Consider the following 19,220-nt stretch of genomic DNA (forward strand, 5'->3'; position numbering starts at 1 on the left):
GCAGTCAGCATAGTTCGCCTCGCCGCGGTCACGCTTGAACGATTGTGCAACCTGAACCGCGCTAGCCGCGGATCGCCCGCAGCCAGCGGCCCGGAGAGAGACCAAAGCGGCTGATAAACTGGCGCGTCATGTGGCTCTGATCGGCAAAGCCCGCGTCGGCGGCAATATCCACCAGACGTTCCCCGGCGCGCATCCGCTGGCGGCAAAAATCGAGCCGGCGCATCATGACGTAGCGCCACGGGCTGGTGCCGTACAGCGTTCTGAAATCCCGGCTCAGGCTCCAGCGGTCCCGGCCGCTGACCTGCGACAGGGTGTCGAGGGTCATATCCTGCATAAAACAGGCATGGATATACTCCCGGGCCCTCTCCGCCGCCTGATAATCAAACGCCTGGCGACGGGAACGTTGGCCGCCGACAACGGCCAGGGTCTGCGCCAGGTCGTACAGGGCGTCCTCTTCCTCCAGCGGCTCAAAGGTGTCCGTGACCGCTTTTAATAACGGCAGCGCGGCGCACCGCAGGCGCGGATCCGCCGACAGGCCGCCGGGAATAAACGGTAGTGGCCTGCCGCCGAGTATCTTCTGGATCAGCGCCGGTTCGATATAAACCATACGGTAGTGAAACCCCGCCTCGGTGCCCGCCTCGCCATCGTGTATTTCGTCCGGATGAAGCACCATCGTTCCGCCGGGCAGGCTGTGCTGGAGTCCGCCGCGATAGTGAAAGCTCTGCACGCCGGCGATCGTCTGGCCGATGGCGTAGGTATCATGCCGGTGCGGTTCGTAGCCGTGGCCGCCGAAGAAGGCTTCGATGCGTTCCGTCCGGCTGGGCGATTGCGCCAGCCTGACCCAGTCCGCGCTCTGCTGCTGAGACATAATGGATAACCTGCGACGTTCTTGAGGGGTTATTCCAGTACTATTACACAAAAAATTAACATCACCAACCCGCTCGCCGTTCGCATCCTGCCGCTGGGCGTTTACTGAAATTACGCATAGAATGAAGGAGTTCCATGCAGTATGCGCAAAGGGCGCCGCCGAATGCTGGCCAGCCCGGGGGCACCAGGGGCCCTTTTTATAAAAAGCTTTATTTAACAGCCGTTTATATTTTGCGTATATAATGAGCGTCAGACTACTATCGAAAATGCTAGGGAGAACAGCCATGCGCGTACTCGTGGTTGAGGATAATGCCCTGCTGCGTCACCACCTCAAAGTTCAGCTGCAGGAGCTGGGCCATCAGGTCGATGCGGCGGAAGATGCCAGGGAAGCGGACTACTATCTGGGCGAACATCTCCCGGATATCGCCATCGTCGATCTCGGCCTGCCGGATGAAGACGGTTTATCACTGATCCGCCGCTGGCGCAGCCACGACGTGTCGCTGCCGGTGCTGGTGCTGACCGCCCGCGAAGGATGGCAGGATAAAGTGGAAGTGCTGAGCGCCGGGGCGGATGATTACGTCACCAAGCCTTTCCATATTGAAGAGGTTGCCGCCCGCATGCAGGCGCTGCTGCGCCGTAACAGCGGTCTGGCCTCGCAGGTGATCTCCCTGCCGCCGTTCCAGGTCGACCTCTCCCGGCGCGAGCTGTCGGTGAATGACCAGCCGATCAAGCTGACCGCCTTTGAATACACCATTATGGAAACCCTGATCCGTAACCGCGGCAAAGTGGTCAGCAAAGATTCGCTGATGCTCCAGCTTTACCCGGATGCCGAACTGCGAGAAAGCCACACCATCGACGTGCTGATGGGTCGGCTGCGCAAGAAAATTCAGGCTGAATACCCACAGGACGTCATCACCACGGTGCGCGGCCAGGGCTATCTGTTCGAATTGCGCTGATGAAGGGACTGTTGCGGCATATCTTCCCGCTGTCATTACGGGTTCGCTTCCTGCTGGCGACCGCCGGGGTGGTGCTGGTGCTCTCCCTGGCCTACGGCATGGTGGCCCTGGTGGGCTATAGCGTTAGCTTCGATAAAACCACCTTTCGCCTGCTGCGCGGCGAGAGCAATCTCTTTTATATGCTGGCGAGATGGGAAAACGGCGCTATTGACGTCGACATCCCGGAAAACCTGAATATGGAAAGCCCGACGGTGACCCTTATCTACGATGAGCAGGGCAAACTGCTGTGGGCGCAGCGTGATGTTCCATGGCTGGCGAAACGCATTCAACCGGAATGGCTGAAACGCAATGGCTTCCATGAGATTGAAGCCGATGTCGACAGCAGCAGTATGCTGTTGCGCAATAACCATGAGATTCAGGAACAGCTGGACGCTATCCGCGAACAGGGCGACGACTCTGAGATGACCCACTCGGTGGCGATCAACCTCTACCCGGCCACCAGCAAAATGCCTCAGCTCAGCATTGTGGTGGTCGACACCATTCCGGTGGAGCTCAAGCGCAGCTATATGGTGTGGAGCTGGTTTGTCTATGTGCTGGCCGCCAACCTGCTGCTGGTGATCCCCCTGCTGTGGGTCGCCGCCTGGTGGAGCCTGCGGCCCATTGAGTCGCTGGCCAAAGAGGTGCGCGAACTGGAGGAACATCACCGCGAAAAGCTCAATCCCAACACCACTCGCGAGCTGACCCGGCTGGTCAGCAACCTCAACCGCCTGGTTCGCAGCGAGCGCGAACGCTATGACAAATACCGCACTACCCTCACCGATCTCACTCACAGTCTGAAAACGCCGCTGGCGGTGATGCAGAGTACACTGCGCTCGCTGCGCGGCGAGAAGATCAGCGTCGACGAGGCGGAGCCGGTGATGCTGGAGCAGATAAGCCGCATCTCGCAGCAGATTGGTTATTACCTGCATCGCGCCAGCATGCGCAGCGGCGGCACCCTCTTGAGCCGGGAATTACACCCGATCGCCCCCCTGCTTGACAGCCTGACTTCCGCTCTCAACAAGGTCTATCAGCGCAAAGGGGTCAATATCTCGCTCGACATCTCGCCGGAGATCACTTTTGTCGGCGAGCAGAACGATTTTATGGAAGTGATGGGTAACGTTCTTGATAACGCCTGTAAGTATTGCCTGGAGTTCGTGGAAGTTTCCGTGCGCCAGACCACCGACAGCCATCTGCACATCCTGGTGGAAGACGATGGGCCGGGGATCCCGCAGAGCCAGCGCCGGGCCGTTTTCGACCGCGGCCAGCGGGCTGATACCCTGCGTCCCGGCCAGGGGGTAGGGCTCTCCGTTGCGCGTGAAATTGTCGAACAATATGATGGAGAGATCATCGCCGGGGAAAGCCTGCTCGGCGGCGCCTGCATGGAGGTGGTGTTTGGCCGCCAGCAGATGGAAGATAAACAGAGTTAATCGTTGAGATTTTTCACGGCGCCTGCATCGCCAGGGCGCCGCATCCGTTATAATCCCTGTCAGACACCTGCAGTGGAATATCAATATGGATTATCAATTAACGCTTAACTGGCCCGACTTTATCGAACGCTACTGGCAAAAACGGCCGGTGGTATTGAAGCGCGGCTTCGCCAATTTTATCGACCCCCTAAGCCCGGACGAACTGGCAGGACTGGCCATGGAGAGCGAGGTCGATAGCCGCCTTGTCAGCCATCAGGATGGAAAATGGCAGGTCAGTCACGGTCCTTTCGAAAGCTACGATCACCTGAGCGAAAACAACTGGTCCCTGCTGGTGCAGGCGGTTAACCACTGGCATGAACCGTCCGCAGCGCTGATGCATCCGTTCCGTGCCCTGCCGGACTGGCGTATCGACGACCTGATGATCTCCTTCTCGGTGCCGGGAGGCGGCGTCGGCCCGCATCTGGATCAGTATGATGTGTTTATCATTCAGGGCACCGGCCGTCGGCGCTGGCGCGTTGGGGAAAAGGTGCCGATGAAACAGCACTGCCCGCATCCGGACCTGCTGCAGGTTGACCCCTTCGAGGCGATCATCGATGAAGAGATGGAGCCGGGCGATATTCTCTATATTCCGCCGGGATTCCCGCATGAGGGTTATTCGCTGGAAAACTCGCTTAACTATTCGGTCGGCTATCGCGCGCCGAATGCCCGCGAGCTGTTTAGCGGCTTTGCCGACTATGTCCTCCAGCGCGAACTGGGCAGCCAGCGCTACGCCGATCCGGACGTGCCGTCCCGCGACCATCCGGCGGATATTTTACCGACCGAACTCGACCGCCTGCGCGAGATGATGCTGGGTCTGATTAACCAACCGGAGCACTTTAAGCAGTGGTTCGGCGAGTTTATCACCCAGTCGCGTCATGAGCTCGACGTCGCGCCGCCGGAGCCGCCGTATCAGCCAGATGAGATTTACGATGCCCTGCAGCAGGGCGATACCCTGGAACGCCTGGGCGGCCTGCGGGTGCTGCGCATTGACGGCGAGGTATTCGTTAACGGCGAGAAGATCGACTCCCCGCACCGTCCGGCGCTGGACGCCTTAGCCACCCATCTGACGCTGCGCGCCGACCATTTTGGCGATGCGCTGGAAGATCCTTCTTTCCTCGCCATGCTGGCAGCGCTGGTCAACAGCGGCTATTGGTTCTTTGGCGACTGAGCCATCATCCTGCCCGGCGGCGCCGCGCTTGCCGGGCCTACGGGTTCCGCGCTCACCGGCTGGACCGTAGGCCGGATAAGGCGAAGCCGCCATCCGGCATCTTGTCCGACACGCGGCCTTACCGGGCCGCCTGAGAAGATTAATGCCCTTTGCGTGCCGCCGTCAGCTCGGCGATACGCACGATCACCTGCACCGCTTTCTCCATTCCTTCCAGGGTGACAAACTCATGTTTGCCGTGATAGTTGTAGCCACCGGTAAACAGGTTTGGGCACGGCAGTCCCATAAATGAGAGCTGCGCGCCGTCGGTGCCGCCGCGGATCGGCTTCATCTGCGGTTCAATATCGCAGTCCACCATCGCCTGGCGGGCAATATCGACCACGTGCGGATGGGCGATCACCTGCTCATGCATGTTGTAATAACTGTCCTCGATCACCAGCTCAATATAACAGTCCGGGTGCAGTCCCTTGCCGACCTTTTTGGCGATCTCCATCATCTTGCGCTTGCGCGCCTCGAAGTGCTTACGGTCAAAATCGCGGATGATGTAATGCATCTCGGCCCGATCGACGCTGCCTTTCATGCTGGTGAGGTGATAAAAACCTTCATAGCCTTCAGTGGTCTCCGGCGCTTCATCGGCCGGTACTTCGGCATGAATGCGCGCGGCCAGCGACAGCGCGTTGACCATCACCCCTTTCGCGGTGCCGGGGTGCACGTTATTACCGACAATTTTTATCGTCACCGAGGCGGCGTTGAAGTTTTCAAACTCCAGTTCGCCGACCCCGCCGCCGTCGACGGTATAGGCCCAGCGGGCGTCAAAGGCCTCGACGTCGAAATGCTTCGCCCCTTTACCCACCTCTTCATCAGGGGTGAAGGCCACGCGGATATCGCCATGAGGAATATTTTTCGCCTGCAGGGTCGCCAGCGCGGTCATAATTTCGGCAATGCCGGCTTTGTCGTCCGCCCCGAGCAGCGTTTTCCCGTCGGTGGTGATCAGCGTCTGTCCCAAAAGCTGATGCAGAACCGGGAACATCACCGGGGAGAGCACCTCATCGCCGATACCCAGCGCGATATCGCCGCCGCGATAGTTTTCAACAATCTGCGGATTAACGTTTTTACCACTGAAATCCGGGGAGGTGTCGACGTGGGAGATAAAACCGATGGCCGGGATATCGCCCTCAACGTTAGCGGGCAAAGTTCCCATTACCGTCCCTTTTTCACTCAGCGTTACCTTGACCAGTCCCATTTCTTCCAGCTGCGCCTGCAACAGGCGTAACAGCTTCCACTGCCCTTCCGTGCTGGGGACCTGACGAACGCCAGGCTTTGACTGCGTGTCCAAAGAAACGTACTGCAAAAAACGCTCAAGCAATTTATCCATGTAGCCACCCTCTTCTTTTGTGACAACATTATTCATAAGCCAGAAAAGACAAATATTGCGTCAGGTCATTTTTAGCCCGTAAAGCGAAATTTAATAACGGAACCGACGTTATGGTGTAAAGGTAGACTATGCGGGTGTATCAAGGATTGGCGATTACCCTCGTTTGCCGTAGAATGCTGGCCCTTATTAAAAACGTGCAACCCCAAAGGTGGTTAATCACAAACCCCGCAGCGGCCGGAAATTTGCCGTTGCGTCTACATGGGACAGAGTCAAAAATTGAATATACAACCGCGTTCGCGTTCGCCGCTGGTGCATCTGGCGGGAATTCGCAAGAGCTTTGATGGTAAAACGGTCATCGACAACCTTAACCTGACCATCAACAATGGTGAGTTTCTCACTCTGCTTGGCCCCTCTGGCTGCGGTAAAACCACCGTTCTGCGCCTTATTGCCGGCCTGGAAAACGTCGACAGCGGACGGATCCATCTCGAAGATCACGATATCACTCATGTTCCGGCGGAAAACCGCCACGTCAATACCGTATTCCAAAGCTACGCCCTGTTTCCGCATATGACGGTGTTCGAGAACGTCGCCTTTGGCCTGCGGATGCAGAAAACCCCGGCGGCGGAAATCACCCCACGGGTGATGGATGCCTTAAAGATGGTGCAGCTGGAGGCGTTTGCCCAGCGCAAACCACACCAGCTCTCCGGCGGCCAGCAGCAGCGCGTGGCCATCGCCCGCGCGGTGGTCAACAAACCGCGTCTGCTGCTGCTCGATGAGTCTCTTTCGGCACTGGATTACAAGCTGCGCAAGCAGATGCAGAACGAATTGAAAGCGCTGCAGCGTAAGCTCGGGATCACCTTCGTCTTCGTCACCCACGATCAGGAAGAGGCTCTGACCATGTCCGATCGCATCGTGGTGATGCGTGATGGCAAAATCGAACAGGACGGCACCCCGCGAGAGATCTACGAAGAGCCGAAGAACCTGTTTGTCGCCAGCTTTATCGGCGAGATCAATATCTTTGACGCCACGGTAATTGAACGTCTCGACGAACAGCGCGTGCGCGCCAGCGTTGAAGGACGGGAATGCAACATCACCGTCAATTTTGCCGTGGAGGCCGGCCAGCGTCTGCATGTCCTGCTGCGCCCGGAAGATCTGCGCGTCGACGAGATCCACCATAACAGCGACGCCGATGGCCTGATCGGCTATGTCCGCGAGCGCAACTATAAAGGCATGACTCTGGAGTCGGTGGTGGAACTGGAGAACGGCAAAATGGTGATGGTCAGCGAGTTCTTTAACGAAGACGACCCGGATTTCGACCACTCTCTTGACCAGAAAATGTCTATCAATTGGGTGGAAAGCTGGGAGGTGGTGCTGGCCGATGAAGAACACCAGTAAATTCCAGAATGTGGTGATCGCCACTATCGTCGGTTGGCTGGTGCTGTTTGTCTTCCTGCCCAACCTGATGATCATCGCCACCAGCTTTTTGACCCGCGACGATGCCAACTTCGTCAAACTGGTCTTCACGCTGGATAACTATTCGCGGCTACTGGATCCGCTCTATTATGACGTTCTGCTGCATTCGCTAAACATGGCGCTACTGGCGACCCTCGCCTGCCTGGCGCTGGGCTATCCGTTTGCGTGGTTCCTCGCCCGGCTGCCGCAGAAGGTACGGCCCCTGCTGCTGTTCCTGCTGATCGTCCCTTTTTGGACCAACTCGTTGATCCGCATCTACGGGCTGAAGATTTTCCTCAGCACTAAAGGTTACCTGAACGAGTTTCTGCTGTGGCTGGGGGTGATCGACACCCCGATACGCATTATGTTCACCCCCTCGGCGGTGATCATCGGCCTGGTGTACATCCTGCTGCCGTTTATGGTGATGCCGCTCTACTCCAGCATTGAGAAACTGGATCGCCCGCTGCTGGAAGCGGCGAAAGATCTCGGCGCCAGCAAGCTGCAGACCTTTATTCGCATTATCATCCCGCTGACTATGCCGGGGATCATCGCCGGCTGTCTGCTGGTGATGCTGCCGGCGATGGGGTTGTTCTACGTTTCCGACCTGATGGGCGGCGCCAAGAACCTGCTGATCGGCAACGTGATCAAAAGCCAGTTCCTCAATATCCGCGACTGGCCGTTCGGCGCGGCAACCAGCATTACCTTAACCCTGGTGATGGGCCTGATGCTGTTGATTTACTGGCGCGCGGCGCGCCTGCTGAATAAAAAGGTGGAGCTGGAATGATCGGTCGACTGCTGCGCGGCGGCTTTATGACCGCCATCTACGCGTATCTCTACATCCCTATTATTATTCTGATCGTTAACTCGTTTAACCGGTCGCGCTTCGGCATCAACTGGCAGGGGTTCACCACCGACTGGTATAGCCTGCTGATGAACAACGATAGCCTGCTGCAGGCCGCCCAGCACTCGCTGACCATGGCGGTGCTGTCGGCGACCTTCGCCACCCTTATCGGCTCGCTGACCGCCGTGGCGCTGTACCGTTACCGCTTTCGCGGCAAACCGTTTGTCAGCGGCATGCTGTTTGTGGTGATGATGTCGCCAGATATTGTGATGGCCATCTCTCTGCTGGTGCTGTTTATGCTGATCGGCGTCCAGCTTGGTTTCTGGTCGCTGCTGTTTTCGCATATCACCTTCTGCCTGCCGTTTGTGGTGGTCACCGTTTACTCCCGCCTGAAAGGCTTTGACGTGCGGATGCTGGAGGCGGCGAAAGATCTGGGCGCCAGCGAGATGACCATCCTGCGCAAAATTATCCTGCCGCTGGCCCTGCCGGCGGTAGCCGCTGGGTGGTTGCTGAGCTTCACCCTGTCGATGGATGACGTGGTAGTCTCCTCGTTCGTGACCGGTCCGGGGTATGAAATCCTGCCACTGAAGATCTATTCGATGGTCAAGGTTGGCGTTTCGCCAGAGGTGAACGCCCTGGCCACGATTTTGTTGGTTCTGTCGCTGGTGATGGTCATCGCCAGTCAGTTAATTGCACGTGATAAAACTCAGGGGACGTTAAAATGAAAAAATGGTCACGCCACCTGCTCGCGGCGAGCGCTCTGGCAATCGGCATGGGCGCTGCGCACGCGGACGATAGCAAAACGCTCTATTTCTATAACTGGACCGAGTATGTGCCGCCGGGCCTGCTGGAGCAGTTCACCAAAGAGACCGGCATCAAGGTTATCTATTCGACCTACGAGTCGAACGAAACCATGTACGCCAAGCTCAAAACCTATAAAGACGGCGCGTACGACCTGGTCGTCCCGTCGACCTACTTTGTCGACAAGATGCGCAAAGAAGGCATGCTGCAGAAGATCGATAAGAGCAAGCTGACTAACTTCAGCAACCTCGATCCGCAGATGCTGAATAAACCGTTCGATCCGAATAACGACTACTCCATCCCCTATATCTGGGGGGCGACGGCCATCGGCGTCAACAGCGAGGCGATTGACCCGAAAACTATCACCAGCTGGGCCGACCTGTGGAAGCCGGAATACAAAAGCAGCCTGCTGCTGACCGACGACGCGCGCGAAGTGTTCCAGATGGCGCTGCGTAAGCTGGGCTATTCCGGCAACACCACCGACCCGAAAGAGATTGAAGCCGCCTATAACGAGCTGAAAAAGCTGATGCCCAACGTCGCAGCGTTTAACTCTGATAACCCGGCGAACCCGTATATGGAAGGCGAAGTGAACCTCGGGATGGTATGGAACGGCTCGGCTTACGTCGCCCGCCAGGCAGGTACTCCGCTGGAAGTGATCTGGCCGAAAGAGGGCGGCATCTTCTGGATGGACAGCCTGTCGATCCCGGCGAACGCCAAAAACGTCGACGGCGCGCTGAAGCTGATTAACTTCCTGCTGCGCCCGGATGTCGCCAAACAGGTCGCTGAAACCATCGGTTATCCGACGCCGAACCTTGCGGCGCGCAAGATGCTCAGCCCGGCAGTGGCCAACGATAAATCGCTCTATCCGGACGCCGCAACCATTGAGAAAGGCGAATGGCAGAATGACGTCGGCAGCGCCAGCGCCATTTATGAAGAGTATTACCAGAAGCTGAAAGCGGGCCGTTAATCCCGCAGGGCGGAACCGCGGTTCCGCCTTTTTTTTGCTCTCACCTTAGCCCCGCAGCGCGCGCCAGAGGAGCGCCGGCAATTTGCGCCAGCGCGGCCGATGGTAAAAATCCACCAGCCGCTGCGCCACCGCTTCCTGCCCCCGGTGGGTGATGAACCAGGGCGGCAGGGGCATCAGCGTCAGTTCGCCATGCCAAAGACTACGCGGAAACGGCCGAAACGGCGCCTCAATCACCGTGCGCTCGGTTTTCTCCAGCATAAAGCTGTTATGCACCTTGCCCCGCCCGCTCTGAATATCGTCGAGCGTGTGGCCGGGAAACGCCCCCCACGGGCAAGGGGCTAACAGGAAGGCCACCCCGCTCCAGCAGTTGATCGCCACCGTGCCGTAGCGCAGCTCGGCAATCAGCGCATTAAAACGCTTACGTCCAATCGCTTTGCGGGTGCGCGGGTGGATCACAATATTGGCCCCCAGCGTGCCCTGCAGCCGCTGATTCGCATAGCCGATCGCCTGGCGCAGAAAGCTTTCCGCACTATCGGCCTCAAGACGGGTGACCGACAGCCCCGGGCCAAAGACCTCCTGCTGGCAGAACCCGGGATGATCGTCGGTATTCGCCACAATCAACGGTAGCGCGTCACCGCGGGCTATCTCCAGCGGCTGACGGGCGCGCAGGCGAAAGTCGGTCAGCCGGTTTTCAGCGCCGGGGTAGTAGTCCGGGCGGGTATTCGCGGCGATCAGTCGGTACAGCTGATTCAGCAAGGCCGTCGCAGGCTCCCAGCCTTGCTGCAGGATCAGCACCTGGCTGGCCACGCAGTTAAACCCGCCGTTGTTCATCTTCTGCGTCGCCAGCTGCTGCGCCTGAAAAGCGATGTCCGCCTCGCTCCACGGCCCGGGTACGATAATGGTGGGGCTGACGCCGCCCAGCTCCGAGGTCACCCGACGCGGGTTCAGCGGCGTCCCGGCGGCCCGACGCTGGCGAGCCGTCTCACCCTCGCCCCAGACGATGACGTCATGGGTCTCGCGGGAGCCAGTGATATGGATCTCATCGACAGCGGGATGGGTAGTCAGCCACGCTCCCGCCCGGGCGTCGCCGGTGACGATGCGGAGCGCATCCATGGCAATCACCGGCGCCAGGGCCTGGGCCAGCAGATCGTGCAGATAATCATTCACCGGATTGAGCTTCAGCAGGCAGACCTGATTCTCAATAAACAGCTTGTGTAGCACATCCAGTGGCGCAATCGAGGCCACATTGCCGGCGCCAAGCACCAGCGCCAGCTTGCCCTGCCGCGCGGCAGGCGGGATGTCGTATGCCCGCGCCGCATAGCGGTCGAGATGGGCCCGGGTGACGCCTGGCTGCATCCATATCTCAGCGCGAACACCAGACAGAAGCAGCCGATCCCAGAGCGTGCCGGGCACCACCCGCAGCGCCAGGCGGCCGTCCGCCAGCGTCCGCAGTGGGATCCGCCGCAGAAAGGTCTTCTCCTCCAGTTGCTCCAGGGTGGCGATAAGCCCGTTGCAGCCGACCATTTGCGCGCAGGGGCCCGCCAGCCACTCCTCCCCCGCCAGCGGATCGCCCGCCGGCAACCCTTTGGCCGCCGCTGCCGCGGCCACCCACGCCGGGGCAATGCCGGCCAGGGCATCCTTGATCTGGCGCAGGAGCGCCAGACGACGGTTCACTGAGGTTTCCGCCCAGCGCTGGCGCGCCGCCGACAAGGCGTGCAGGGCCGCATCATACTGAGAACAGGTCGTCAGACCGGGTCGCGCATGGCTCATTTTCCCTCACTCATTAAAATCTCTCCGTAGGCCTGGCGCAGCTGATTTTTGAGCACCTTACCCGTGGCGCTGACCGGCAGCGCATCGACAAATATCACCCGGTCCGGGATCTGCCATTTAGGCACCCGCTTCTCAAACCAGCTCAGCAGATCGGTCTCCTCCACTTCGCCCCCTTCCGCACGGACGCACAGCAGCACCGGCCGCTCGTCCCAGCGCGGATGGCGGGCGGCGATGGCCGCTGCGCTGCGCACCCCCGGATGCGCGATGGCGATATTCTCCAGCTCAACGGTGGAGATCCACTCGCCACCGGACTTGATAATATCCTTTGCCCGATCGCTGATCACCAGATAACCATTGGCGTCGAGCGTACCGATATCACCGGTATCAAACCAGCCTGCCGCGGTCAGGGCGCTCGCGTCCTGACCATAGTATTGCTCTACCACCCAGTGCCCTCTGACCTGCAGATACCCCTGGCTTTGACCATCCCGGGGCAACGGTTCGCCATCCACGTCCACCACCTGCAGTTCGATGCCGAAAATGGGCCGCCCCTGACCGGCGCACTGCTTTTGCTGCTCCTGTGCCGGGAGCGCGTCATGTTTGCTCAACGGTGTGTTGATGGTGCCGATGGGCGATGTTTCGGTCATTCCCCAGGCGTGGGTCAGTGCAATGCCGTAATCACGCTGAAAGGCCTCGGCCATCGACGGCGGCAGCGCGGAGCCGCCGACCAGCGCACGTTTAAATTCAGGCAGCCGGACCTCTGTCCGGCGCATCGCCGCCAGCAAGCCGGCCCAGATCACCGGCACGCCAAACCCCACCGTCACCTTCTCGGCGGCCAGCAGCTGCAGCAGGCTGTCGCCATCGAGGTGCGGCCCCGGCAGCACCAGCCGCGCGCCGACCATGGCGGCGATAAACGGCGTCCCCCACGCGTTGACATGGAACATCGGCACCACCGGCAACAGGCTGTCCTTCGCCGATATGCCGGCGGCGTCCGGCTGGTTGCCGCTCAGGGCGTGCAGGACCAGCGAACGATGGGTGTTCAATACCCCTTTCGGCCGGCCGGTGGTTCCCGAGGTGTAACAGAGCGAAGCCGGAGTCAGTTCATTGAGCTGCGGCCAGCGATAGTCTGCCATCCCCTGCTGCAACAGATCGTCATAAAACAGCAATGAGGGCAGCTGGCTGAGCGCCGCTTCGCTGCGGGACTCCATCAGCACGACGTGTTTCACCGTCGGCAGCTGCGGCAGCAGCTGCGCTACCAGCGGCAAAAAGGTCTGGTCAAAAAACAGCACTTCATCGGCAGCGTCGTTGAGGATATACCGCAGATGGTCAACCGACAGCCGCGGATTGACGGTGTGCGTCACCCAGCCGCCGGAGGAGACGGCAAAATAGATCTCCAGATGGCGGCGGTTGTTCCATGCCAGCGTGGCGCAGCGGGCGCCCGGCGGCAGCCCCAGCGACGCCAGCGCCGATGCCAGCCGCTGAGCACGGCTGGCCACCTCCCCCCAGCAGCTGCGCTCCTTCTCACCGCCAGTACTCACCGAGACAATCTCGGTCTCGCTGTGATACTGCGCCGCATGGCCGAGCAGCGCGGCAGTGGTGAGATCCTGATAAATCATCGGTGACGGCATGGCGGGGTCTCCTTTACAGACGTCCGGCGGAATCGAGGGGCGCGGCGCGATCGTGCGGGCGCCTATTGAATCTGGTCTACATTTGCCGGTCTGCACAAAAAAACGTACAGAAATCAGCGGTCACGCACAAAATAGAGTGGGAAATGGTTCAGAAAGGAAAAGACAAACTCATGACCGGAAGATCATTACTCAGAGAGCGTATCGCCCGACTCCGGGCCGGGCGATAGCGTGCGTGGCGCAGCGGAAAACGATCAGCGTTGACCGCCGTCGTGCTGGCCTTTGCCCTTCCCTTTTTCGGCTCGCCGCTGCACAAAATCTTCAATGATGCCGACAACCCAGTTGAGAGGTTTCCACAGCACCACCAGCAGCAGCAACGGACCGTATATTCGCACACCGCCCGTCGCGACCTGACCGGTCAACAGCAGAGCTAAGATATCCAGCAGCAGGCACAACGCGCTGCCAGTGCCGAGGAACAGACATAGCAGGAAGAGGATCGGTCGGCTATCGGCGTGTAGCGGTAAAGCGCGCTGGCTCCAGACGCCAACGATAATGGCCGCGATCAACATGATCGCTTCGATAACCAGCGGATTATGCATGGTCTGACTCCTGTCATGACGTGACATCCTTGTCAGCAGCGCTGCCGGCGGCCGTGGGCTGCGCCCTGGCTACCGGCAGGCGGCTTCAGTTTACAGCGCGTTTTCCTGTAGCAGCTTATCGATAAAGGCGGGTACCACTTCGCTTGCCAGCCCGTAGTGCTTCTCGGCAAACTCGCTGCCCACCTGGCTGGGCTCCAGGTTCAGTTCAACGGTATGGGCGCCGTGCAGTCGCGCCTCGTGCACAAAGCCAGCCGCCGGATAGACATGGCCGGAGGTGCCGATGGCGATAAAAATATCTGCGTCGGCCAGCGCGCTGTAGATCTCATCCATCCCCAGCGGCATTTCGCCAAACCAGACCACGTGCGGGCGCAGCGCCGCCGGGAACTGGCAGCAGTGGCACTTGTCCTCGGCGGTGACGTCGCCGGTCCACTCCAGCACCTGGCCGCTCCACGAACAGCGCACCTTTAGCAGCTCGCCGTGCATATGGATCACCCGGCGGTTGCCGGCGCGCTCGTGCAGATTATCAATATTCTGGGTGACCAGCAGAAAATGGTCGCCCAGCAGATCCTCCAGACGCGCCAGCGCCAGATGCGCCGCGTTCGGCGCGATTTCCGGACTCTGCAGCTGACGACGACGGGCGTTGTAGAACGCCTGCACCAGCGCCGGATCGCGGGCGAAGCCTTCCGGCGTCGCCACATCTTCCACCCGATGCTCTTCCCACAGGCCATCGGCCGCGCGGAAGGTTTTGATCCCCGACTCTGCCGAGATGCCCGCGCCGGTTAACACCACCACTCTCGGTTTTGCCATCGCTTCAGGCTTCATCCTGTCCTCCCTAAAGAAAATCCGCTGACGCAGACGGTCACGCAACCGACGTTTATTGCGACGAAAACGGCTCAATCGATGTAAACGGCGCGACTGCATAGCTACCTCTGTGATTAATGGGTCAGGTGAAGGAAGGCCGCACCGCGCATTCCCCCGGCATCGCCGTGGCGCGCGCGCTCAATGCGCGGAACCCTGGCGACCGGCAGAAGATGGCGCGGCAATCGTTGCGCCAGCCCTTCGCTAAGGGCCGTAAAGTTAGATAATCCACCGCCGAGCACCAGCAAATCCGGGTCGACAATGGTCAGTATATTCCCCAGACACACCGCCAGCAGATCGAGATAGCGCTCAACGTGCGCCTGCGCGCGCGGATCGTGCTGCTGCCACTGCGCCACAATCTCCGGCGAGGAGAGCGGTTGCTGATAAAAATGTTCGTACAGCCAGGCGAAACCGCGACCGGAGAGATAATTTTCAATACAGCCCAGCTGGCCGCAGCCGCAGCGCAGCAGCGGAAAATCGCGCCCAACCACCTCCAGGGCATCCACCGGCAGGCGAATATGACCGAACTCGCCGGTGATATAGCTATGTCCGGTAATCGATTTACCGTTCAACACCAGGCCGCCGCCCACGCCGGTGCCGAGGATCAATCCCATCACCAGCGGGTATTGCGTAAACTCATCGTCCCACGCTTCCGACAGCGCGAAACAGTTGGCGTCATTATCGAGACGCACCTCGCGCCCCAGCCGCGCGCTGAGGTCAGCGCGCAGCGGCCGGCCGCTGGCGGCTGGCACGTTAGCGGCATACAGCGTGCCGTCCGCCGTTTCCGGCATTCCCGGAATACCGATCCCGACCGAACCCTGCTGGTCGAAGCGATCATCGGCCTCGCGGACCAGCGCCTCTACCGCCTGGAGAAAATCCTCATAACTACTTTTCGGCGTGGCGACGCGTTTTTCCCACTGCAGTCGCCGCTCCTGATTAAATACGCCCAGCGCTATCTTGCTGCCGCCAATGTCAAATCCATAATACATTTCAGCAATTCCTCTTTTGTCGTCAGCCAGGCCGACGATGACGATAAATTACTGGCCACTCAGCACCCTCGCCGGGTCGATGCGGCTGGCGCGGCGGGCGGGATACCAGCTGGCCAGCAAACTCAGCAACAGTGCTGTCACCAGCACATAAAAGACGTCCAGCCAGTGCAATTCTGACGGCAGGAAGTCAATAAAATAGATGTCGCCGGAGAGGAATTTATGCCCAATCAGGTATTCGATGCCGTTGATGATCGACGTCAGGTTCAACGCGCAGATCACGCCGATCACCACCCCAAACAGGCTGCCTACCGATCCGGCTAATAAACCATACCACACGAAAATCGCGCGAATTAAGCCGTCTTTTGCGCCAAGCGTGCGCAGCACCGCAATATCGCCGCTTTTGTCTTTGACCGCCATCACCAGCGTCGAGACGATGTTAAAGCAGGCCACGCCGATCACCAGCACCATCGCCAGGTACATAATGGCGCGGATCATCTGGATGTCGCGATACATATAGCCATAGGTGCCGATCCAGCTCTTGATGTAGACGTAGCTATTGGTCACCTCGCCGGCGTCGCGTACCAGCTTGTTAGCATGGAAAACGTCGGTGACCTTGATGGCGATGCCGGTCACGCTGCTGCCCATCTCCAGATACTGCTGCGCATCCTGCATCGGGATCATGGCAAAACTATGATCGAGCTGGCCGCTCAGCTGTAAAATTCCGGTCACATGCAGCCTGACGCGTTTTGGCTGCAGCAGCTGATGGTCGGCGTCGGCATTAGGGATCATGATCGACACCCAGTCCCCCTGCTTCACGTGCAGGGCATCGGCGACTCCTTTACCCAGAATCACCTGCTGTTCGCCAGCCTTGAATCCGGCCCACGCGTTATTCTGCACAAAGGTAGGCAGCGCGCTGAGCTGGCTCTCCTGCTGCGGGTCGACGCCTTTCACCTGGATGGCGCGCATATTGCTGCCGCTCTCCACCAGACCGGTGAAGTTAATATAGGGCGCTGCCGCGACAATCCCCTTCACCTTCTGCACCTTCGCCAGCGCTTCCTGCCAGTTATTCCACGGCTGATTCACGGGTTCGATCTCGCCATGCGGTACCACCGCCAGCACGCGGTTATTCAGCTCGCGCTCAAAGCCGTTCATCGCGCTGAGGCCGACGATCAGCACCGCCACCCCCAGCGCAATGCCGATGGTGGAGATCACCGAGATCAGCGACACCATGCCGCCGCGCCGCCGGCCGCGGCTGAAACGCAATGCAATCAGTAACGATAACGGAGACGCCATTACTCGGCCCCCATCAGGGTCAGGTCGGCGGTCAGACGGCCATCGCGCATCTCCAGCTGGCGGCTCATGCGCTTCGCCAGCTGCAGGTCGTGGGTCACCACCAGAAACGCGGTGCGCTGCGCGACGTTCAGTTCGCCCAGCAGCTGGAAGATGCTGTCGGCGTTGCGAGCGTCGAGGTTACCGGTTGGCTCGTCCGCCAGCACCAGCCGCGGTTTATTCACCAGCGCGCGGGCAATCGCCACCCGCTGGCGCTCGCCGCCGGAGAGCTCCGACGGACGGTGATGGCTGCGGTGTTCAAGCCCGACCGCCTGCAGCATCGCTTTCGCCTGGCGTTCAATATCCGCCGGCTTCTTTTTGCCAATCAGCAGCGGCATCGCCACGTTTTCCAGTGCGCTAAAGTCCGGCAGCAGATGGTGGAACTGATAGATAAAGCCCAGCTCGCGGTTACGCAGGTCGGCGCGCGCGGCGGTGGATAGCTTGCTCATCGGCTGACCGGAGAAAATCACGTCGCCAGAGGTGGGCGTATCCAGGCCGCCGAGCAGATGCAGCAGCGTACTTTTGCCAGAGCCGGAGGTGCCGACGATAGCCATCATCTCGCCTTCACCAATGCTGAAGCTGACATTGTGCAGGACATCGGTTTGCACATTGCCTTCCTGATAGCGTTTGCACAGGTTGTCGCATTGCAGCAGGATCTTATTCATAACGTAAAGCCTCAGCGGGTTGGGTGGCGGCAGCGCGCCAGGAAGGGTACAACGTAGACAACAGGGCCAGCACCATCGCCACCAGGGCGATAACAATGACCTGCAGCGGCTCAATCGCCACCGGCAGCGCCGCGCCGTCAAGGAAGGCGCCGATGATCGGCATTAAATTATTCAGCTGGCTGGCCAACAGGGCGCCAAGCACCGCTCCCAGCAGCGCGCCGACGATCCCGGCGCTGGCCCCCTGCACCATAAAGACGGCCATAATCTGCCGCGGCGTCAGCCCCTGGGTCTGGAGGATCGCCACTTCGCCCTGCTTCTCCATCACCATCATCCCCAGCGAGGTAATAATGTTGAAGGCCGCGACGGCGACGATCAGGCTCAGCAGCAGGCCCATCATATTTTTCTCCATGCGCACCGCCTGGAACAGTTCGCCCTTGCGCTCGCGCCAGTCCTGCCACTGAGTTCCCGGCGGCAGCGTCTGCTGACTCAGGGTGTCGACCTGCAGCGGTTGATCCAGCCACAGGCGCCAGCCGGTGATATTCCCCAGCGGATAGCGCATCAGACGGGAGGCGTCGTCGATGTTGGTCAGCATCTGATAGCCATCGACTTCGCTGTTGGCGGCGAAGGTGCCGATGACCGTGAACAGACGCTGGCTCGGCACGCGGCCCATCGGCGTAAACTGACTCGCGGAAGGAACCATCACGCGAATTTTATCGCCGCGATTAACCCCCAGCTGGCCCGCCAGCTGCTCGCCGAGAATAACGTTATATTTGCCCGCCTGCAGATCGCTCTGTTTGACGTTCACCAGGTATGGAGTCAGAGGATCGTTCTGCGCCGGATCAATGCCCAGCATAACCCCGACCGCCACGCTGCGCGCGCTCTGCAGCACCACGTCGCCGGTGGTGATCGGCGCTACGCGGGTTACCCCATTAAGTTTCGCTTCGCGCTCCGGCAGTTGCTGAGGGTTCACCGAACCCTGTTTGGCGCTAAGAATGGCCTGTGGCATCAGCCCCAGGATGTTGTTTTGCAGCTCGCGTTCAAAGCCGTTCATCACCGACAGGACCGTCACCAGCGCCATTACGCCAAGCGTAATACCGATAGTTGAGAGCCAGGAGACGAAACGACCGAAGCGGTCGGCTGCGCGCCCGCGCATATAGCGTAGGCCGATAAAGAGTGCGGCAGGTTGGTACATGTCATCCATCTGGTTGCTGATAGCCGATGCCCGAGTATATAAGCGATTAGGGGCAGCGTAAACGACTGATACATGACGACTTTATTAGCAATAAACCTAAAAACCAAGTAAATACAAACGGATAGATAAGTACTTACTTATTTATCTTTACGCTTATCGACAGCGCTGACCTTTCTTCACCCAACACGCGATGGCAATTCGGGTTGGCGAATCCAGACCAATCGCGGATAATCTCACTATTGAATATCAGCGAGTTGCCCTCCATAT

Annotated in this window: 18 protein-coding genes; 7 read left to right on the plus strand and 11 right to left on the minus strand. The window is 59.5% G+C overall.

Going from position 1 to position 19,220, the window contains the following annotated elements; genetic code table 11:
• Nucleotides 1-61: 61 nt before the first annotated feature.
• Entirely contained in the window at nt 62-868 is an 807-nt protein-coding gene (locus KB892_RS15535; protein WP_004150806.1) for an AraC family transcriptional regulator, read from the minus strand.
• A 283-nt stretch (nt 869-1,151) separates the two neighbouring features.
• On the opposite strand from KB892_RS15535, the gene phoP reads away from it, so the two are divergent.
• The 3 genes from phoP to KB892_RS15550 all read left to right on the plus strand — a co-directional run bounded on the left by phoP (nt 1,152) and on the right by KB892_RS15550 (nt 4,496).
• Complete coding sequence (gene phoP, locus KB892_RS15540; protein WP_004150807.1) at nt 1,152-1,823, plus strand: two-component system response regulator PhoP; 672 nt, start codon at nt 1,152-1,154, stop codon at nt 1,821-1,823.
• Nucleotides 1,823-3,289: a two-component system sensor histidine kinase PhoQ gene (phoQ, locus tag KB892_RS15545; RefSeq protein WP_004147969.1), complete on the plus strand. Its 1,467-nt coding sequence runs from the start codon at nt 1,823-1,825 to the stop codon at nt 3,287-3,289. The genes phoP and phoQ overlap by 1 nt, the downstream gene beginning before the upstream one ends.
• 85 nt (nt 3,290-3,374) lie before the next feature.
• Nucleotides 3,375-4,496 carry a ribosomal protein uL16 3-hydroxylase gene (locus KB892_RS15550; RefSeq protein ID WP_004150809.1) on the plus strand — a complete coding sequence of 374 codons (1,122 nt, stop codon included), beginning with the start codon at nt 3,375-3,377 and terminating at the stop codon, nt 4,494-4,496.
• Nucleotides 4,497-4,635: 139 nt separating this feature from the next.
• On the opposite strand, the gene pepT is transcribed toward KB892_RS15550, so the two are convergent.
• A complete protein-coding gene (pepT, locus tag KB892_RS15555) occupies nt 4,636-5,868 on the minus strand; it encodes a peptidase T (protein WP_004150810.1) in 1,233 nt (410 codons plus the stop codon).
• A 258-nt stretch (nt 5,869-6,126) separates the two neighbouring features.
• Here pepT and potA point away from each other — a divergent pair, with 258 nt between their 5' ends.
• From potA to potD, 4 genes are read left to right on the plus strand one after another with little or no spacing between them, the layout of a single operon-like run.
• The gene (potA, locus tag KB892_RS15560) at nt 6,127-7,263 is read left to right on the plus strand and encodes a spermidine/putrescine ABC transporter ATP-binding protein PotA (protein WP_004150811.1); all 1,137 of its coding nucleotides are present in this window, start codon (nt 6,127-6,129) and stop codon (nt 7,261-7,263) included.
• Complete coding sequence (gene potB / locus KB892_RS15565; protein ID WP_004150812.1) at nt 7,247-8,104, plus strand: spermidine/putrescine ABC transporter permease PotB; 858 nt, start codon at nt 7,247-7,249, stop codon at nt 8,102-8,104. The genes potA and potB overlap by 17 nt, the downstream gene beginning before the upstream one ends.
• Complete coding sequence (potC, locus tag KB892_RS15570) at nt 8,101-8,886, plus strand: spermidine/putrescine ABC transporter permease PotC (protein WP_004150813.1); 786 nt, start codon at nt 8,101-8,103, stop codon at nt 8,884-8,886. The genes potB and potC overlap by 4 nt, the downstream gene beginning before the upstream one ends.
• Nucleotides 8,883-9,929, plus strand: a complete 1,047-nt coding sequence (gene potD, locus KB892_RS15575) for a spermidine/putrescine ABC transporter substrate-binding protein PotD (RefSeq protein WP_004140590.1) — start codon at nt 8,883-8,885, stop codon at nt 9,927-9,929. The genes potC and potD overlap by 4 nt, the downstream gene beginning before the upstream one ends.
• 45 nt (nt 9,930-9,974) lie before the next feature.
• Here the strand turns inward: potD and KB892_RS15580 are convergent, their stop codons facing one another.
• The 9 genes from KB892_RS15580 to KB892_RS15620 form a co-directional block, all read right to left on the minus strand.
• Nucleotides 9,975-11,699 carry an aldehyde dehydrogenase family protein gene (locus tag KB892_RS15580; protein WP_004150814.1) on the minus strand — a complete coding sequence of 575 codons (1,725 nt, stop codon included), beginning with the start codon at nt 11,697-11,699 and terminating at the stop codon, nt 9,975-9,977.
• Nucleotides 11,696-13,324 (minus strand): long-chain fatty acid--CoA ligase, encoded by a 1,629-nt coding sequence (locus KB892_RS15585; protein WP_004150815.1) that lies wholly within the window; start codon nt 13,322-13,324, stop codon nt 11,696-11,698. The genes KB892_RS15580 and KB892_RS15585 overlap by 4 nt, the downstream gene beginning before the upstream one ends.
• 251 nt (nt 13,325-13,575) lie before the next feature.
• Nucleotides 13,576-13,920 carry a hypothetical protein gene (locus KB892_RS15590; protein WP_002900906.1) on the minus strand — a complete coding sequence of 115 codons (345 nt, stop codon included), beginning with the start codon at nt 13,918-13,920 and terminating at the stop codon, nt 13,576-13,578.
• A gap of 90 nt (nt 13,921-14,010) precedes the next feature.
• On the minus strand, nt 14,011-14,841 hold the full coding sequence (gene cobB / locus KB892_RS15595; RefSeq protein ID WP_004176563.1) for a Sir2 family NAD+-dependent deacetylase: 831 nt from the start codon (nt 14,839-14,841) through the stop codon (nt 14,011-14,013).
• Nucleotides 14,842-14,855: 14 nt separating this feature from the next.
• Nucleotides 14,856-15,767: an N-acetylglucosamine kinase gene (gene nagK, locus KB892_RS15600; protein WP_004150816.1), complete on the minus strand. Its 912-nt coding sequence runs from the start codon at nt 15,765-15,767 to the stop codon at nt 14,856-14,858.
• A gap of 48 nt (nt 15,768-15,815) precedes the next feature.
• Nucleotides 15,816-17,060 (minus strand): lipoprotein-releasing ABC transporter permease subunit LolE, encoded by a 1,245-nt coding sequence (gene lolE, locus KB892_RS15605; RefSeq protein WP_002900801.1) that lies wholly within the window; start codon nt 17,058-17,060, stop codon nt 15,816-15,818.
• The gene (gene lolD, locus KB892_RS15610) at nt 17,060-17,761 is read right to left on the minus strand and encodes a lipoprotein-releasing ABC transporter ATP-binding protein LolD (protein WP_002900798.1); all 702 of its coding nucleotides are present in this window, start codon (nt 17,759-17,761) and stop codon (nt 17,060-17,062) included. Before lolD ends, lolE begins: the two co-directional genes overlap by 1 nt.
• Nucleotides 17,754-18,953, minus strand: a complete 1,200-nt coding sequence (gene lolC, locus KB892_RS15615; protein ID WP_002900795.1) for a lipoprotein-releasing ABC transporter permease subunit LolC — start codon at nt 18,951-18,953, stop codon at nt 17,754-17,756. The genes lolD and lolC overlap by 8 nt, the downstream gene beginning before the upstream one ends.
• Nucleotides 18,954-19,086: 133 nt before the next feature.
• Nucleotides 19,087-19,218, minus strand: a complete 132-nt coding sequence (locus tag KB892_RS15620; RefSeq protein ID WP_004140630.1) for a hypothetical protein — start codon at nt 19,216-19,218, stop codon at nt 19,087-19,089.
• Nucleotides 19,219-19,220: the final 2 nt, after the last annotated feature.

Origin of the sequence: Klebsiella sp. P1927, assembly GCF_018204675.1 — a bacterium.
GTDB classification, from domain to species: Bacteria; Pseudomonadota; Gammaproteobacteria; order Enterobacterales; family Enterobacteriaceae; genus Klebsiella; species Klebsiella pneumoniae.

Coding starts and splice junctions, on each gene's coding strand:
- KB892_RS15590 (WP_002900906.1), bottom strand. CDS start 13,920: ATGCATAATCCGCTGGTTATCGAAGCGATCATGTTGATCGCGGCCATT.
- potC (WP_004150813.1), top strand. CDS start 8,101: ATGATCGGTCGACTGCTGCGCGGCGGCTTTATGACCGCCATCTACGCG.
- phoQ (WP_004147969.1), top strand. CDS start 1,823: ATGAAGGGACTGTTGCGGCATATCTTCCCGCTGTCATTACGGGTTCGC.
- KB892_RS15585 (WP_004150815.1), bottom strand. CDS start 13,324: ATGCCGTCACCGATGATTTATCAGGATCTCACCACTGCCGCGCTGCTC.
- pepT (WP_004150810.1), bottom strand. CDS start 5,868: ATGGATAAATTGCTTGAGCGTTTTTTGCAGTACGTTTCTTTGGACACG.
- phoP (WP_004150807.1), top strand. CDS start 1,152: ATGCGCGTACTCGTGGTTGAGGATAATGCCCTGCTGCGTCACCACCTC.
- KB892_RS15620 (WP_004140630.1), bottom strand. CDS start 19,218: ATGGAGGGCAACTCGCTGATATTCAATAGTGAGATTATCCGCGATTGG.
- potA (WP_004150811.1), top strand. CDS start 6,127: ATGGGACAGAGTCAAAAATTGAATATACAACCGCGTTCGCGTTCGCCG.
- KB892_RS15580 (WP_004150814.1), bottom strand. CDS start 11,699: ATGAGCCATGCGCGACCCGGTCTGACGACCTGTTCTCAGTATGATGCG.
- cobB (WP_004176563.1), bottom strand. CDS start 14,841: ATGCAGTCGCGCCGTTTACATCGATTGAGCCGTTTTCGTCGCAATAAA.
- lolC (WP_002900795.1), bottom strand. CDS start 18,953: ATGTACCAACCTGCCGCACTCTTTATCGGCCTACGCTATATGCGCGGG.
- lolD (WP_002900798.1), bottom strand. CDS start 17,761: ATGAATAAGATCCTGCTGCAATGCGACAACCTGTGCAAACGCTATCAG.
- potD (WP_004140590.1), top strand. CDS start 8,883: ATGAAAAAATGGTCACGCCACCTGCTCGCGGCGAGCGCTCTGGCAATC.
- KB892_RS15535 (WP_004150806.1), bottom strand. CDS start 868: ATGTCTCAGCAGCAGAGCGCGGACTGGGTCAGGCTGGCGCAATCGCCC.
- potB (WP_004150812.1), top strand. CDS start 7,247: ATGAAGAACACCAGTAAATTCCAGAATGTGGTGATCGCCACTATCGTC.
- lolE (WP_002900801.1), bottom strand. CDS start 17,060: ATGGCGTCTCCGTTATCGTTACTGATTGCATTGCGTTTCAGCCGCGGC.
- nagK (WP_004150816.1), bottom strand. CDS start 15,767: ATGTATTATGGATTTGACATTGGCGGCAGCAAGATAGCGCTGGGCGTA.
- KB892_RS15550 (WP_004150809.1), top strand. CDS start 3,375: ATGGATTATCAATTAACGCTTAACTGGCCCGACTTTATCGAACGCTAC.